The following is a 13,346-nucleotide window of genomic DNA, read 5'->3' as shown; positions in this document are numbered from 1 at the left end:
CCGATGACCGTCCTGGCTATCGACCAGGGCACCTCGGGTACCAAGGCGATCGTCGTCGACCCGCATGAGGGCGTGGTCGGACTGGCCGAGGTGCCGGTCCACCCGCGGTATTTCGACGGCGGCGGCGTGGAACAGAGTCCCGACGAACTGCTCGATTCGGTATTGACCGCCGGGCGGGAGGCGGTGGCCAGGGCGGACCGGCCGATCGAGGCGGTGTCGCTGGCCAACCAGGGTGAGACGGTGCTCGCGTGGGATCCCGACACCGGGCGTGCTCTGACTCCGGCGATTGTGTGGCAGGACCGCCGAGCCGAATCACTGTGCGCCGAGTTGAGTGAGCACAGCGAGATGCTGGCCGCCCGCACGGGTCTGGTACTCGACCCGTACTTCTCGGCACCGAAGATGGCCTGGTTGCGTCGCAACGTCGAGACCGCCGGAGTGGTCACGACCTCGGACACCTGGCTGCTGCATCGGCTCACCGGGGCGTTCGTCACCGACGCCACCACCGCCAGTCGCTCCCTGGCCGTCGATCTCGGCGCCACGCAATGGAGCCGAGAACTGCTGGCGCTGTTCGAACTCGACGGTGAACGCTTACCAGATATCGTCGGGAACGACGAAACAATAGGCACTACAGCGGCATTCGGCGGCGAGATCCCGGTGGGCGGGATTGTGGTCGATCAACAGGCGGCGCTGTTGGCTGAGGCCTGCTTCGAGCAGGGCATGGCCAAATGCACCTTCGGTACCGGCGCCTTCCTGTTGGCGAACACCGGCAGCACCGGCGTGCGCTCGACGACCGGGTTGACGTCGTCGGTGGCCTGGCGACTCGGCGGCCGTGACACGTTCTGCGTCGACGGTCAGGTGTACACCGCAGCTTCGGCGGTGCGCTGGCTGTGCTCACTCGGCATCATCAGCGGCGCCGAGGAGATGGACGCAGTCGCCGCCCCGGACAGCGGCGGCGTGCTGTGCGTGCCGGCGTTGGCCGGACTGGCCGCGCCATGGTGGAAATCCCAAGCGGCTGCCTCGATCTCGGGGATGACACTGTCGACCGGTCGCGGACATCTGGTGCTCGCTGTGCTGCAGGGAATCGCCGCACAGATAGCCGAATTGGTGACCGCCATAAACGCCGACACCACCACGCCGTTGACCACGCTGCGCGCCGACGGCGGACTGACCCAGTCCACCGTTCTCATGCAGGCGTGCGCCGATATCCTGCAGGTGCCCGTCGAGGTGTATCCGTCCGCCCACGCCACCGCCCTCGGCGCGGCGGCCCTGGCGCGCCTGAGTCAGCACCCGAATCAGGCGCTGCCCGAGGTCATTGCGGACTGGACACCCGCGGCGACCTACCGCCCAGGCTGGACGCCCGCTCGGGCCGCCGACTTTCGTGAGCAGTGGCGTGCACTGGCCGCCACCACCTATCGCGATCAGGAGACGTCATGACGGTCCCCACCGCCTACGACGTGGTGGTCATCGGCGCAGGCATCGTGGGGTCGGCGATCGCGCGTGAACTGTCCGGCCACCAGGTATCGGTCGCACTGGTGGAGGGCCGCGACGACGTCGGCGACGGCACCAGCAAGGCCAACACCGCGATCCTGCACACCGGTTTCGACGCCAAGCCCGGCACGGTGGAATCGGTGATGGTGCACCGCGGCTATCACCTGCTCTCCGACTACGCCGCGCGCACCGGCATCCCGGTCGAACACACCGGCGCCATCCTGGTCGCCTGGGACCAGGAGCAGCTCGACGCCCTGCCCGGCCTGCAGACGAAGGCCGAGGACAACGGCTACCACGACTGCGAAATCATCGATGCTGCAGCCGTTTACGCACAGATTCCCAACCTCGGGCCGGGCGCACTCGGCGGGTTGACCGTCCCCGACGAATCCATCATCTGTACGTGGACGGTCAACCTCGCGCTCGCCACCGATGCGGTCAATCGCGGCACCGTGCTGCTGACCGGCCACCGGGTCGACGGCGCCGACGTCGGGCCCGACGCCACCACTGTGCACACCGGCGGCGGTGAGGTCACCGCGCGCTGGGTCGTCAACGCCGCGGGACTCGGTGCCGACCACATCGACGCCCTCTTCGGCTACCGGCGCTTCACCGTGACACCGCGCCGGGGCGAACTCATCGTGTACGACAAGCTCGCCCGCGTCCTCGTCGACAAGATCGTGCTGCCCGTGCCGACCGCCCGCGGCAAGGGCGTGCTGATCAGCCCGACCATCTACGGCAACGTGATGCTCGGCCCGACGTCCGAGGATCTGCAGGACCGTACCGCCACCGGCACCACGCAGACCGGCTTCGATTTCCTACTCGGCAAGGGCCGGGCACTGATGCCACGGCTTCTGGATGAGGAAGTCACCGCCACGTACTCCGGTCTGCGCGCGGCCATCGATCACGGCGACTACCTCATCGAGGCCGACGCCGACCAGCGCTACCTGCTGGTCGGCGGAATCCGGTCGACGGGTCTGACCTCCGGGATGGCGGTGGCCGAATACGTCCGCGATCAACTGACCGAGGCCGGGCTGACCTTGACACCGAAGGCGACGCTGCCCGAGCCGCCGCGAATGCCGAACCTGGGTGAGGCATTCCCGCGGCCGTATCAGCAGACGGAGGCCATCGACGCCGATCCGGCCTACGGGCGCATCGTGTGTTTTTGTGAGCGCGTCACCGAAGGCGAGATTCGCGATGCCTGTCGTTCGGTGATCCCACCCACGGATCTGGACGGACTCCGCCGGCGCACCCGGGTGATGAACGGCCGCTGTCAAGCGTTCTTCTGCGGCGCGGACGTGCAGTCGCTTTTCGACCGGGAGACGGACCGGGAACCCCACCGATGAACACCACCGACACGATCGACGTCGCGGTCGTCGGTGCGGGGCCGGCCGGACTGACCGCCGCCGCGCACCTCGCCCGCCACAGCGCACTCGATGTTGTTGTCCTGGAACGCGAATCCGAAGCCGGCGGCATCCCGCGCCACAGCGACCACCTCGGCTACGGCCTGCGCGACCGGAAGGCCTTCATCAGTGGACCCGCCTACGCCAACCGACTCATCACCGACGCCCGGGGCGCCGGAGCCACGATTTGGACCAGCACGATGGTCACCGGCTGGGCCGGCGACCACACGCTCGAAATCACCTCACCGGACGGACGCCGGAACCTCACCGCCCGGGCCATCATCCTGGCCACCGGTGCCCGCGAACGCCCGCGCCCGGCGCGGATGATTCCCGGTGATCGCGGCGCCGGCATCTACACCACCGGTCTGCTGCAGAACGCGGTACACCTCAAACGTCGCACCGTCGGGCGTCGCGCCGTCGTCGTCGGCGCCGAGCTGGTCAGCTACTCGGCGGTGCTCACTCTCAAACACGCCGGCTGCCAAACCGTCCTGATGACAACCGAATACCCTTCACCGGAGTCCTACGGGCTGTTCAATCTGGCCGGTCGGACACCGGTGCTGGGCCTGCACGTCGCAACCCGCACCCGAGTCGTGCGGATCGTCGGCAAGCCGGCGGCCACCGGGGTCGAAATCGAAAATCTCGACACCGGTGAACGCCGAACCGTCGAGTGCGACACCGTCGTGTTGACCGGCGACTGGATTCCGGACCACGAATTGGCCCGCAGTACCGGTCTCGACATCGATCCGGGAACCCTGGGGCCGGTCGTCGACACCGCCCTGCGCACCAGCCGACCGGGTGTATTCGCCATCGGCAACCTGCTGCACCCCGTCGACACCGCGGACATCGCCGCCCTCGACGGCCGCCACGTCGCCGACCAGGTGCGCGCGTATCTGCGCGGAATTCCGTTCGCCGACAATGCAGTCCGTGTCCAGGTGGCAGCACCACTGCGCTGGGTGGCGCCCAACCTGCTGCGCCCCGGCGACCCGGCACCCGCCCGCCGCCGACTCCTGCTGTGGACAGACCGGCTTGTGCGCATTCCCACCGTCGTCGCCCGCCAGGACCGCACCGTCATCGGCCGCAGGACGCTCCCGTGGCCCGCATCGCCGGGACGGGTGTTCCGAGTCCCCTCGGGCATCCTCGACGCCGTCGACCAACACGGCGGGCCGGTCACCCTGTCCCTCGGCGACTGAGTCGGCACTTCCCGCGAGCAGACGCAAACTTATAGAGAACTGGCCTGATTTGTGCGAGTTTGCGACTGCTCGCGGGAGAACTCAGGGGGCGGGAACGACGAAGCCCCAAGGCAGTTCAAGCCGGTGCGCGGCGAGCAGGGCGGCGTTGGACAGCACGGCGGCGACGGTGTCATCGGCGACCACCACGCCGCCGTCGAGCACGATGGCCCGGTCGCACAGCTGCGCGGCGTATGGCAGGTCGTGGGTGACGATCACCATGGTGGCCGGCAAGGTCGCCAGTGTCTCGGCCAATTCGCGGCGCGCCACTGGATCGAGGTTGGCCGACGGCTCGTCGAGCACGAGTATTTCCGGCTCACACGCCAGCACGGTGGCCAGTGCGGCGCGGCGGCGCTGCCCGCCGGACAGGTGCGCGGGACTGCGGTCGGCGTGCTCGGTCATCGACACCACGCCCAGCGCGGCGGCCACCCGGGCGGCGAGCGCGTCGCCGGTGACCCCGAAGTTGGCCGGGCCGAACGCGACGTCCTGGGCGACCGTCGGCATGAACAGCTGGTCGTCGGGATCCTGAAACACCAGGCCGACCCGGCGGCGAATGTCGCGAAGGGTCTTTCGATTCAAGGCAATTCCGCTGATCTCGACGCTTCCCGACGCGGCGGTCAGCACCCCGTTGAGATGCAGCATGAGCGTCGTCTTGCCGGCACCGTTGGGGCCGAGGATGGCGACCCGCTCCCCCGCCGCGATGGTCAGGTCGACGCCGTCGAGCGCGACGCGGCCGTCGGGATAGCGGTAGTGCAGAGCTTCGACGCGGATCGCCGGCGCGCTCATCGCAGCACCCACGCCGAGGCGGCCACTGCGGCCGCGGCCACCGCTGGAGTCAGTGCACCGACCCACTGCACCCGCGACGCCCGGGGCCCGGCACCGACGACCGCCAGCTCGGGAACCTTGCCGTCGAAGCCACGCGAAACCATCGCCAGGTACACCCGCTCACCGCGCTCATAGGACCGGAGAAACAGCGCGCCAACACCTTTCGCTATCGCACCGATCTGGTGGACGGCACGCGGAGAATCGCCGCGGGAGATCCGCGCCATTCGCATCCGGCCGACTTCGGCTGACAGTAGGTCGATGTAGCGGATCATCAGCACAAGCATCGAGGTCACCAAGCCGGGCACACCGAGCCGGCTCAGCGCCAGCGGCAGCTCGCGCGCCGAGGTGGTGGCCGCGACGGTGAGCGAGGCCGCCACACCGAGCGTGCCCTTGACGACGATGCCCCAGGCTGCCCACAGCCCGACCACCGACAGGTGCAGGCCTGCCACCGTTATGCGTTCCCCGCCTTCGGCGAACGGCAGCAGCACAGCAAGCACGATGAACGGCGCTTCGATGAGCATCCGCGGCAGCATCCAGCGCAGCGGGATGGCGGCCACCCGCCAGACCACCAGCACGATCGCGGCATAGAGGGCGAACGGCCAGATCATCTCCCGCGGGGTGGCCACGACCGCGAGAACGAACAGCACCAGCCCGGCGATCTTGACCTCGGCGGGTGCCCGGTGCACGACGGATTCGCCGTCCCGGTAGAGCGGGTGGGAGTGCCCGGCCCCCATCTCAGTCCTTCGCGCGGCGACTGCGCGCGATCAGCCAGAATCCACCGAACGCGATGCCCAGCACGATGACGGCGCCGATGATGCCGGCGAGTCCGCTCGTCGCGGGATGTCCGAAGATCGTGTAGTCGGCCAGCGGCGAGGTCGACACGGCGTGTTCGGTCGCATGCTGGGCGATGCAATTGCCGGTCAGCTGTTGACCGTGACCGGTTTCGACGACCTGGCAGCCCTGCCGGGTGGCCGAGTCCAGTCCGTCCGGGCTGGAGCTGGCGAAGTAGGACACCACCCCGGCGATCAGCAGGATCGCGACCCCGAAACCGGCCCAGAACTGCCAGCGCCTGGCAGGAGTCTGCGCGCTCACGTGGGCACCACCACCCGCTCGCGGTCACGGCGCAGCAGGTAAACCAGATCCGGACGGGACCGGGCGACCGCCATCACGGTCACCGCGGTGATCAGTCCCTCGCCGATGCCGATGAGGACGTGGGTGCCCAGCAGGTAGGCCCCCACCGTGCTCAAGGACGTCGGCGCGGCCCCGCCGAGCGCGTACTCCACCACGAATCCCATTGCTGCACAGACGGTTCCGAACAGTGCCGCGAGGAATCCGATGACGCCGAGCGCCGGCACCGAGCCTGGGCGTTGCCGTCGCACCACCGCGAAGAGGAGGCGGGCGGCGGAGTATCCCGCGGCCACGCCGATCAGCGCCATGTTGGTGATGTTCATCCCGAGGGCGGTCACTCCGCCGTCGGCGAACAACAGGGACTGCACCACCAGCACGATCGTGATGCACAGGATGCCGGTGTACGGGCCGACGAGGATCGCGGCGAGCGCGCCGCCGAGCAGATGCCCGCTGACGCCGGGCAGAATCGGGAAGTTGATCATCTGAACCGCGAAGATGAATGCCGCGACCAGCCCCGCCAGCGGGACCGTGCGCTCGTCGAGCTCGGTGCGCGCGCGCCAGCCACACAACGTCACCACGGCGATCGCAACGACCCCGAAGACCACGGAGGTGGGCGCGTTGACCAGGCCGTCGCTCATGTGCATGGCCGTGATCTGGACGCTCAACGTGCCTCCTCGCGATCGGGTCGGTCCCCGACGGTCAACCCTAATCCGCAAGCCGGATATCTGTCTACCTGTACAGATATTCGAGTGAACCGACCAGCTCACTCGGTGTGGGCGGCACCGATCCAGTGCAAGAGGTCGTGCACGGTGTGATCCTCCAGGCGATAGCTGACTTGCCGACCCACGCGCGTCGAGGTCACCCAGCCTTGCTGGCGCAGCACCCGAAGTGCTTGCGAGACAGCGTTTTCCGATCGACCGACGGCGGCGGCGAGATCACCCACGCAGATGCCGGGTGCCCGGTGAAGACCGAGAAGGATCTCCAGTCGGTGCGGGTCGGACAACAAATCGAAGCGCTGAGTCCAGCTGTGGATGTCGACGTCGGCCAGCGCGGACGAGGCACGCTCGACCTTTGCCGTGTCGCCGGGGGCATCCATGCCTAGAAATCTAGCCCAGCGGGCGGGCCGAACTCGGGACGCTGGAACAATCCGGCCCACCTACGCGACTATTGAGGCGTGGACTGCGATGTCGCCCGGGAGGCGTTGTCAGCCCGGATCGACGGCGAACGCGAACCCGTTCCCGCGGCCCGGGTTGACGAGCATCTGCGCACCTGTGACCAGTGCAGCGCGTGGTACGCGCGGGCCGTCGAGCAGACCCAGCAGCTGCGGCGGCTGGCCGGCCGGTCGCAGGTGGCGGCCGTCGCCGCACCGAGTCCGTCGGTGCGGGTATCCAGGCCGGCAGCCGGCGCCTGGCTGCGGTGGACGCTGGCGGTCGTCGGGCTGGTGCAGGTGATGCTGGCAGTGGCTCAAGCCTTGGGCGTTAACGTCGGTACGTCCGGCGCGGCCCATCACGCGATGATGGGCGGCCATCTGCTGAACGAGTCGACGGCGTGGTCGGCGGCGTTGGGGGTGGTGATGATCGTCGCCGCGGCGCGCCCGACCGCGGCCGCTGGCCTGGCCGGCGTGCTGTCGGTGTTCACCGCGATCCTCACCGGCTATGTGGTCAGCGACGCGGTGTCGGGTGCGGTGAGCCTCGACCGGATCCTCTCGCATCTGCCGGTGCTGGCCGGGACCGTCTTGGCGCTGCTTCTCTGGCGGCGGTCCCGGACGTCGAGTCCCGAGCCCCGGTCCGACGCCGTGGGCGTCGCCACCGATGTGGTGTTGCCCGACAACGCCTCTCGCGGACGACGGCGCGGGCATCTCTACCCCACCGACGGCGCTGCTTGATCTTGCGCCCAAACCGACGATTCGCAGAAGAAGTTCGAGACGACGCCTGCAGAACGTCGAGCTGGGCGCCACGGATCAGAGCATGACGCCGAACATGATCGCCATACCCGCAGCCATCATCGACTGACACAGAATTCCGAGCGGACGCGCGGCCTCGACCGGCGCACGATCCATCCGCGCGGCCAGGTAGCGATAGAGCCAGAAGACGGCCGCCAGCGCGAATCCGACGGTGCACACCCAGTTCAGCGTCGCGATGTACGGCGGATACGCGACGCTGTAGTCGGTCGGCGCCATCTCCGTCCCGCCCATGTCCATCCCCGGCATGCTCGCGTGCCCGGCATGACCGGCCGCCCCTGCCGAGGAGGCCGCGGGCGCGGCGTCGGCGGCATCCGACTCCTGCCCGGGCAGCAGTCGACCGTTCATCACCGCATACATCCAGGCCATCGCCAGCATCATCAGGGCGTGGTAGACACCCGCTACGCGGTGGCCGGCACAGATCGGGCTCAGCGTGACAGCGACGAACCAGACGGTCGCGAGCAGGAAGAACACCATCGGCGCGATGGTCGGCAACGCAGCGCCCCACGGCCAGGCCATCACCGCCATCGCCACCGCCATCACGACGTGCAGCAGTTGACTGACCACGTTCGCCGGCCGTCGGCTGCCGACAGCGAGCGTCGACAGGCATTCGGCAGCAGCGATGACGAACAGGATCGTGACGACCCAGCGCAGCGTGAGATCAGCGATCACCGGCCCGTTCCTTCTGCACTCCGCACGTCAGCAATGGTCGAACCATCGCACCAGAAAGTTCCCACCACGGCGACTCGACTACGACGGCCAGTCGTAGACTCGCCGCCGGCTCAGTCTTTAATGAGGCCAAGCACCCGCTGCTCGAAGAGGTCAGCACCGCGCGACGTCCCGCCGGTCGACTCGAAACCGGCTGCCACCCTTTTCGCACCCGCATCCAATGCCATCGCTTCGCGCACCTTTGAGCGCAACCGCGCCGGCGATAGCTTCGATGCGGGCAGGCGGGTGCCGCATCCAGCTACCTCCACGCGTCGGGCGACTTCGAGTTGGTCACGCCCGTAAGGCACGACGCACACGGGCACACCGCGGGCGAGCGCCTTCTGCGTCGCACCCATCCCCCCGTGCGTGATCGCGCACACGGCGTGGTCAAGCAATGCAGCGTGCGGAACGAACCGGCGCACCGTCGCGTTGGGCGTCGGCGCTATAGCGTCGGTTGCTTCGGCAGGCATGGTCGCGACCACATGGACCGGTTCGTCGGCCAATGCTGTCATCGCGACCTGGACCAGATTGGCATCCGCCTGCTTCTCCGACGACGTCGTGACGAGAATGATCGGGCGATCAATCGAAGCGAGCCAATCGGGGGGTGCTGCGGGTGCGGGGTCGAGCGCGCAGGGCCCGATCATCTCCACCGTTGCTCCCCACTCAGTCTGCCGATACTGGAACGGTTTGCCGCTGGCGACCAGCATCAACGGCGAGCGGCGCAGAAACTGATCCAACGAAGTCACCGGCATCGCACCGACATCTGCCCGAATGGCATTGATCGGCGACAACGAAATGCTCTCCAGCCGACCGACCACAGCCGAGCGCACGGCTGCGTCGCGGAGCCGACCCACCGCTCCCGGCATCGGCCTCAGTCCCAGCCCAAACGGCGGCACCCCGGGGGATCGCAACAACGGCGTGTACGGCGAAAAACAGGCCCACGGAACAGAACCGGCGTCCGCCACCGATTGCGCACCCCAGCAATTCACGTCGACAAGCAATGCGTCAGGTCGGGTGCGCGCCATCGCCTCGGCTAGATCGGAGGCCTCGATCACCGCGCGCCGGCTGAAGACAGCCGCTGTCTTCTTCAGCGCGGCGATGGGATTCGGCGCTGTCCAGTCATCGAGTTCGATCTGCTCGATACGTGAGTCGATCGGATCGGCGACGAATCCCAGTTGGCGCCCGGTCTCGACAGCACTGGAGAGAGTGCGCAGATGGATCGTATGGCCGCGGCAAGCCAGCTCCGAAAGCAGCGCACTGATCGGTAGAAAATGACCGAGCGCGGGCGAGGTGTAGGCCAATATCGTCGCGATTGTTCTTCCCCTTCAGGCGATCCGACCGACCAAACGGCGAGCCTCGTCGAGCCGCCCGCGCGCATCTAGCTCCTGGCACAGCTTGAGATAGCTGTGGGCGAATTCGGCGTACGCAGCCCAGTCTTTCTCCGCCGTGGCCAACAGCACCTGTGCTTTCAGGAGCACCAAGTCCATTGCTGGTATGTCATGCCGATGGTCTTGCCAGCGGGCCACGATCTGGCGCACCTCGATGAGATCGTCCTGACGTCCTCGCTCGATGAGGAGCCCGACCAGGGCCTCACCAACGCAGCCGGCGAATACGCGAAACCCTCCACCGGAGTGCAGAAGAAACGAGTTACGAAGAGCGTCGATTGCTTCGTCGAGCCGGCCGTCGCGCGCAGCGTCGACAGCCAGATCGGCACCGATGATCCCCAGTGCCAGGGTAAAAACGTTGTGCTTCTGAATGTTTGAGTCCGCCCGGTTGAGTACCTCGATCGCTTGGGCACGTGAGGCGTTATCTGCCCGCAACAACACCGTGCCGTATGCGCACTGCGCGGTGATGAGGCCACAGACATCGCCAAAGGCTTCGGCGCGCTCCAAAGCGTCGCGGACCTCGTCGACGAACTCGTCAGGTACATAGATGCCCAGTGCTACCAAGGTGCTGGAATAGATGAGAAGGATAGCGTGATTGAGGGGGCCGAGTGCGCGCCCCCGTACAGTTCCATCTCGAAGGTGCTGCCGACCAACCACATAGTCGCCGCGGCAGACTTCGATGTAGCCACGAACGGTCTCCGCGACCGCCAACTCCATCGTCGACTCTTCCTGCGGTAAGTCGAGTATCGAATCGATTACCCGCAACGCGACATCGAATTCACAATTGGTGAATCGGGCGAATGCCACTGCCGTGAGGATGATGCTCCTCGTCGCGACGTCGCACTCGATCTCGCCGACCAGCGACTCCAACTCAGCGGCCAGGCTCACAGCTTCGGGGACCCTATTCTCGTTGAGGCTGAGCGACATGACCCGTCCGGCAGTTCCAAGCGCCAGCGACGTCAGATCACCGTTTCGCACTGCCAAGGAGCGGAATTCGAGATAGTTCTTCTCGGCGTCGAAATCATTGCCTACGTACATGGCCGTCGACACCAGCATGGTGCGTGGCGCGATGCGCAACGCTGCGACGTCGCGCTGGTCGTCTGGCAACGCGTCCGCAATCCGCCGTGCGCTCTCCCACTGGCCGCGGGCAGCGGGAAGGTCGCGGGGCCGGAGCCAATTCGCCGAGCGCATATGCCACCGATGAGCCTCGATGAGTTCACCTGCGGCCTCGTAGTGTTCGGCGATCAGCGCTGCGTTTTCGTCCGCGTCGGCGGGGTCACGAACGGCAATGGCGGAAGCCAGCGAGTGGTGCGTCCGCCTGCGATTGGCACTCAACTGCGATTCGTACGCCACGGTGCGCACCAGTGGATGACGGAAGCAATACCGCTGCCGCGGAACAAGTCGCGTCTGGTCGATGAACTCATTGGACAACAGATCCGCGACCGATGTCGGCTCGGCTTCGGGTACCACGGCCAGCAAAATATCCATATCGAAGTCCGCGCCGATCACCGCAGCGGCGTTGAGCATCGACTTCGCTGCAGCTGGAAGGCGGTCGATGCGTGCGGCCAGCACGGCCTGAACTGTTGCGGGCACCGCGATCTCGTCAACGACGTCGGCCAGTCGGTATCCGCCGCGACTCCCGGTTAACACACCGCGGCCGGCCAGATCGCGAACGATTTCCTCGGCGAAGAACGGGTTGCCCGCCGCCACGATTGCAATCCGTGCAGCCAAGTGATTCAACGACGGGTTGGTTCCGAGGAGGTGACTGACCTGCTGGGCAGCGACTGAGTCGGGCAGCGGCTCCAGCGTGATCGACCGATTGCACTGCTGTTGCAACACACCCCGACACTCCGGGCGATAGGTCACGACGAACATCGATGCAGTCGCCCCGAGTTCAACCGCCAGATCAGCAAGAACTTCGTCGCTTGGCGCATCGATCCAATGAATGTCCTCGAGAACAAACACGGTTCGGGCAGCCTGCGCGAGAACAGATTTCAAGACGATGTCGACGAGTCGCCGTCGCCGGCCGTCGAAGCTGACTGCGGGCTGGGCCGCATCGGCGTCGGCGATCCCCATGGCGTCGAACAAAATCTGCGCGTCAGGGCACTGAAGAGAAGTGAGCGCGGCACCGCATCGTGCCATGGTCTGCGCGCGCGCATCGGCGTCACTGAGGCCGACGGTCTTGAACATGGCACGCAACAAGCGCGACAAAGCGAGAAACGGAAGCGTCGCGGTGTGCGCGTCGCACCGAGCCACGACTACATCGGCGCCACCCTGCCCGACAAGGGCGGTGAACTCGCCCATTAAGCGGCTCTTACCCAGTCCGGGCGCACCGACGATGCCGACGAGGCCCCCGTTCGCTCGAAAGATGTTTTGGAGCTGGCTCATCTCAACATCGCGGCCGAGCATCAGTCCTTCGTTGCGGCCGACCACCATCCGGTCGGATTCCACGCCCAGCAGCAGGCGCCCGGGCACCTTCTCGTCGCCGCCTTTGACGGCAACAGCTTCAACAGGCCCCAGCTGGACGGCGCCCTCGACCAGACATGACGTCGAGTAAGAGCACATCACTCCGCCGGGCGGGGCAACCGACTCCATCCGCTGCGCCATCCCGACGGTGTGCCCGATTGCGGTGTATCTCCCTGGTCCCGAACCGATTTCGCCAACGATCACGTCACCCGAGTTGAGCCCGACTCGAAGCTGCAATGCGACCCCGTCACGCCGCTGCACCTCGTCCGCGAGTTGCCTGCTGACGGCCTGAATTTCCAGCGCAGCTATGCAGGCCCGGAGGGGATGATCCTCCAGCGCCACGGGCGCTCCGAACAACGCCATCAGGCCGTCGCCGGTGAACTTATCGACCGTGCCCTGGTAACGCTGCACCACGGCGGCCGCACCATTGAACAGGTCAGTCATGATTTCGCGGAGCCGTTCGGCATCCAACGCCGCGGCCAGCTTCATCGAACCGACGACGTCCATAAATAGCACCGTCACCTGCTTGTGTTCGCCGGTCAGTGATCGTGGCGAAACGGGGGCACCACAGACATCACAAAAGCGCGCCATGGCGCGCAGGTCGATGCCACATGACTCGCACGAGTCAGTCGTCTCCCTGGCGGTACTGACCATCCCCCGGCCCCTCGCGGCGTTAACCCTCCGGTCAATACTGTCGCATCCCGTCCCGCCATGGCGACTAACTGCGAATGCCAACCACGGCATCTTGACTACGACGAGCCGT

At 66.9% G+C, this 13,346-nt stretch carries 12 protein-coding genes; 4 read left to right on the top strand and 8 right to left on the bottom strand.

The window, feature by feature from the left end; all coding sequences use genetic code 11:
• The first annotated feature begins 3 nt into the window (after window positions 1-3).
• From AB431_RS11240 to AB431_RS11230, 3 genes are read left to right on the top strand one after another with little or no spacing between them, the layout of a single operon-like run.
• Window positions 4-1,434: an FGGY family carbohydrate kinase gene (locus tag AB431_RS11240; RefSeq protein WP_047329987.1), complete on the top strand. Its 1,431-nt coding sequence runs from the start codon at window positions 4-6 to the stop codon at window positions 1,432-1,434.
• Entirely contained in the window at window positions 1,431-2,828 is a 1,398-nt protein-coding gene (locus tag AB431_RS11235; RefSeq protein WP_047329986.1) for an NAD(P)/FAD-dependent oxidoreductase, read from the top strand. The genes AB431_RS11240 and AB431_RS11235 overlap by 4 nt, the downstream gene beginning before the upstream one ends.
• The gene (locus tag AB431_RS11230) at window positions 2,825-4,075 is read left to right on the top strand and encodes an NAD(P)/FAD-dependent oxidoreductase (RefSeq protein ID WP_047329985.1); all 1,251 of its coding nucleotides are present in this window, start codon (window positions 2,825-2,827) and stop codon (window positions 4,073-4,075) included. The genes AB431_RS11235 and AB431_RS11230 overlap by 4 nt, the downstream gene beginning before the upstream one ends.
• Window positions 4,076-4,156: 81 nt before the next feature.
• Here AB431_RS11230 and AB431_RS11225 read toward each other — a convergent pair whose 3' ends face one another.
• From AB431_RS11225 to AB431_RS11205, 5 genes are all read right to left on the bottom strand, one after another.
• Window positions 4,157-4,897, bottom strand: coding sequence for an energy-coupling factor ABC transporter ATP-binding protein (locus AB431_RS11225; RefSeq protein WP_047329984.1), 741 nt, complete (start codon window positions 4,895-4,897; stop codon window positions 4,157-4,159).
• The gene (gene cbiQ, locus AB431_RS11220) at window positions 4,894-5,670 is read right to left on the bottom strand and encodes a cobalt ECF transporter T component CbiQ (RefSeq protein WP_047329983.1); all 777 of its coding nucleotides are present in this window, start codon (window positions 5,668-5,670) and stop codon (window positions 4,894-4,896) included. The genes AB431_RS11225 and cbiQ overlap by 4 nt, the downstream gene beginning before the upstream one ends.
• Window position 5,671: 1 nt before the next feature.
• Window positions 5,672-6,028: a PDGLE domain-containing protein gene (locus AB431_RS11215; protein ID WP_047329982.1), complete on the bottom strand. Its 357-nt coding sequence runs from the start codon at window positions 6,026-6,028 to the stop codon at window positions 5,672-5,674.
• Complete coding sequence (locus tag AB431_RS11210) at window positions 6,025-6,729, bottom strand: energy-coupling factor ABC transporter permease (RefSeq protein ID WP_235435881.1); 705 nt, start codon at window positions 6,727-6,729, stop codon at window positions 6,025-6,027. The genes AB431_RS11215 and AB431_RS11210 overlap by 4 nt, the downstream gene beginning before the upstream one ends.
• A gap of 98 nt (window positions 6,730-6,827) precedes the next feature.
• Window positions 6,828-7,160 (bottom strand): helix-turn-helix transcriptional regulator, encoded by a 333-nt coding sequence (locus AB431_RS11205; RefSeq protein WP_047329981.1) that lies wholly within the window; start codon window positions 7,158-7,160, stop codon window positions 6,828-6,830.
• 78 nt (window positions 7,161-7,238) lie between these two features.
• Here AB431_RS11205 and AB431_RS11200 point away from each other — a divergent pair, with 78 nt between their 5' ends.
• Complete coding sequence (locus AB431_RS11200; protein ID WP_047329980.1) at window positions 7,239-7,949, top strand: zf-HC2 domain-containing protein; 711 nt, start codon at window positions 7,239-7,241, stop codon at window positions 7,947-7,949.
• A 75-nt stretch (window positions 7,950-8,024) separates the two neighbouring features.
• On the opposite strand, the gene AB431_RS11195 is transcribed toward AB431_RS11200, so the two are convergent.
• The 3 genes from AB431_RS11195 to AB431_RS11185 all read right to left on the bottom strand — a co-directional run bounded on the left by AB431_RS11195 (window position 8,025) and on the right by AB431_RS11185 (window position 13,237).
• The gene (locus AB431_RS11195) at window positions 8,025-8,696 is read right to left on the bottom strand and encodes a DUF5134 domain-containing protein (protein ID WP_047329979.1); all 672 of its coding nucleotides are present in this window, start codon (window positions 8,694-8,696) and stop codon (window positions 8,025-8,027) included.
• A 110-nt stretch (window positions 8,697-8,806) separates the two neighbouring features.
• Entirely contained in the window at window positions 8,807-10,045 is a 1,239-nt protein-coding gene (locus AB431_RS11190) for a glycosyltransferase (protein WP_047329978.1), read from the bottom strand.
• 12 nt (window positions 10,046-10,057) lie between these two features.
• Window positions 10,058-13,237, bottom strand: a complete 3,180-nt coding sequence (locus tag AB431_RS11185; RefSeq protein ID WP_047329977.1) for an adenylate/guanylate cyclase domain-containing protein — start codon at window positions 13,235-13,237, stop codon at window positions 10,058-10,060.
• Window positions 13,238-13,346 lie beyond the last annotated feature (109 nt).

It is taken from the genome of Mycobacterium sp. EPa45 (genome assembly GCF_001021385.1).
Classification (GTDB): Bacteria; Actinomycetota; Actinomycetes; order Mycobacteriales; family Mycobacteriaceae; genus Mycobacterium.
Note: the sequence above shows the minus strand (reverse complement) of the source record. Positions and strands in the feature narration are given on the sequence as shown.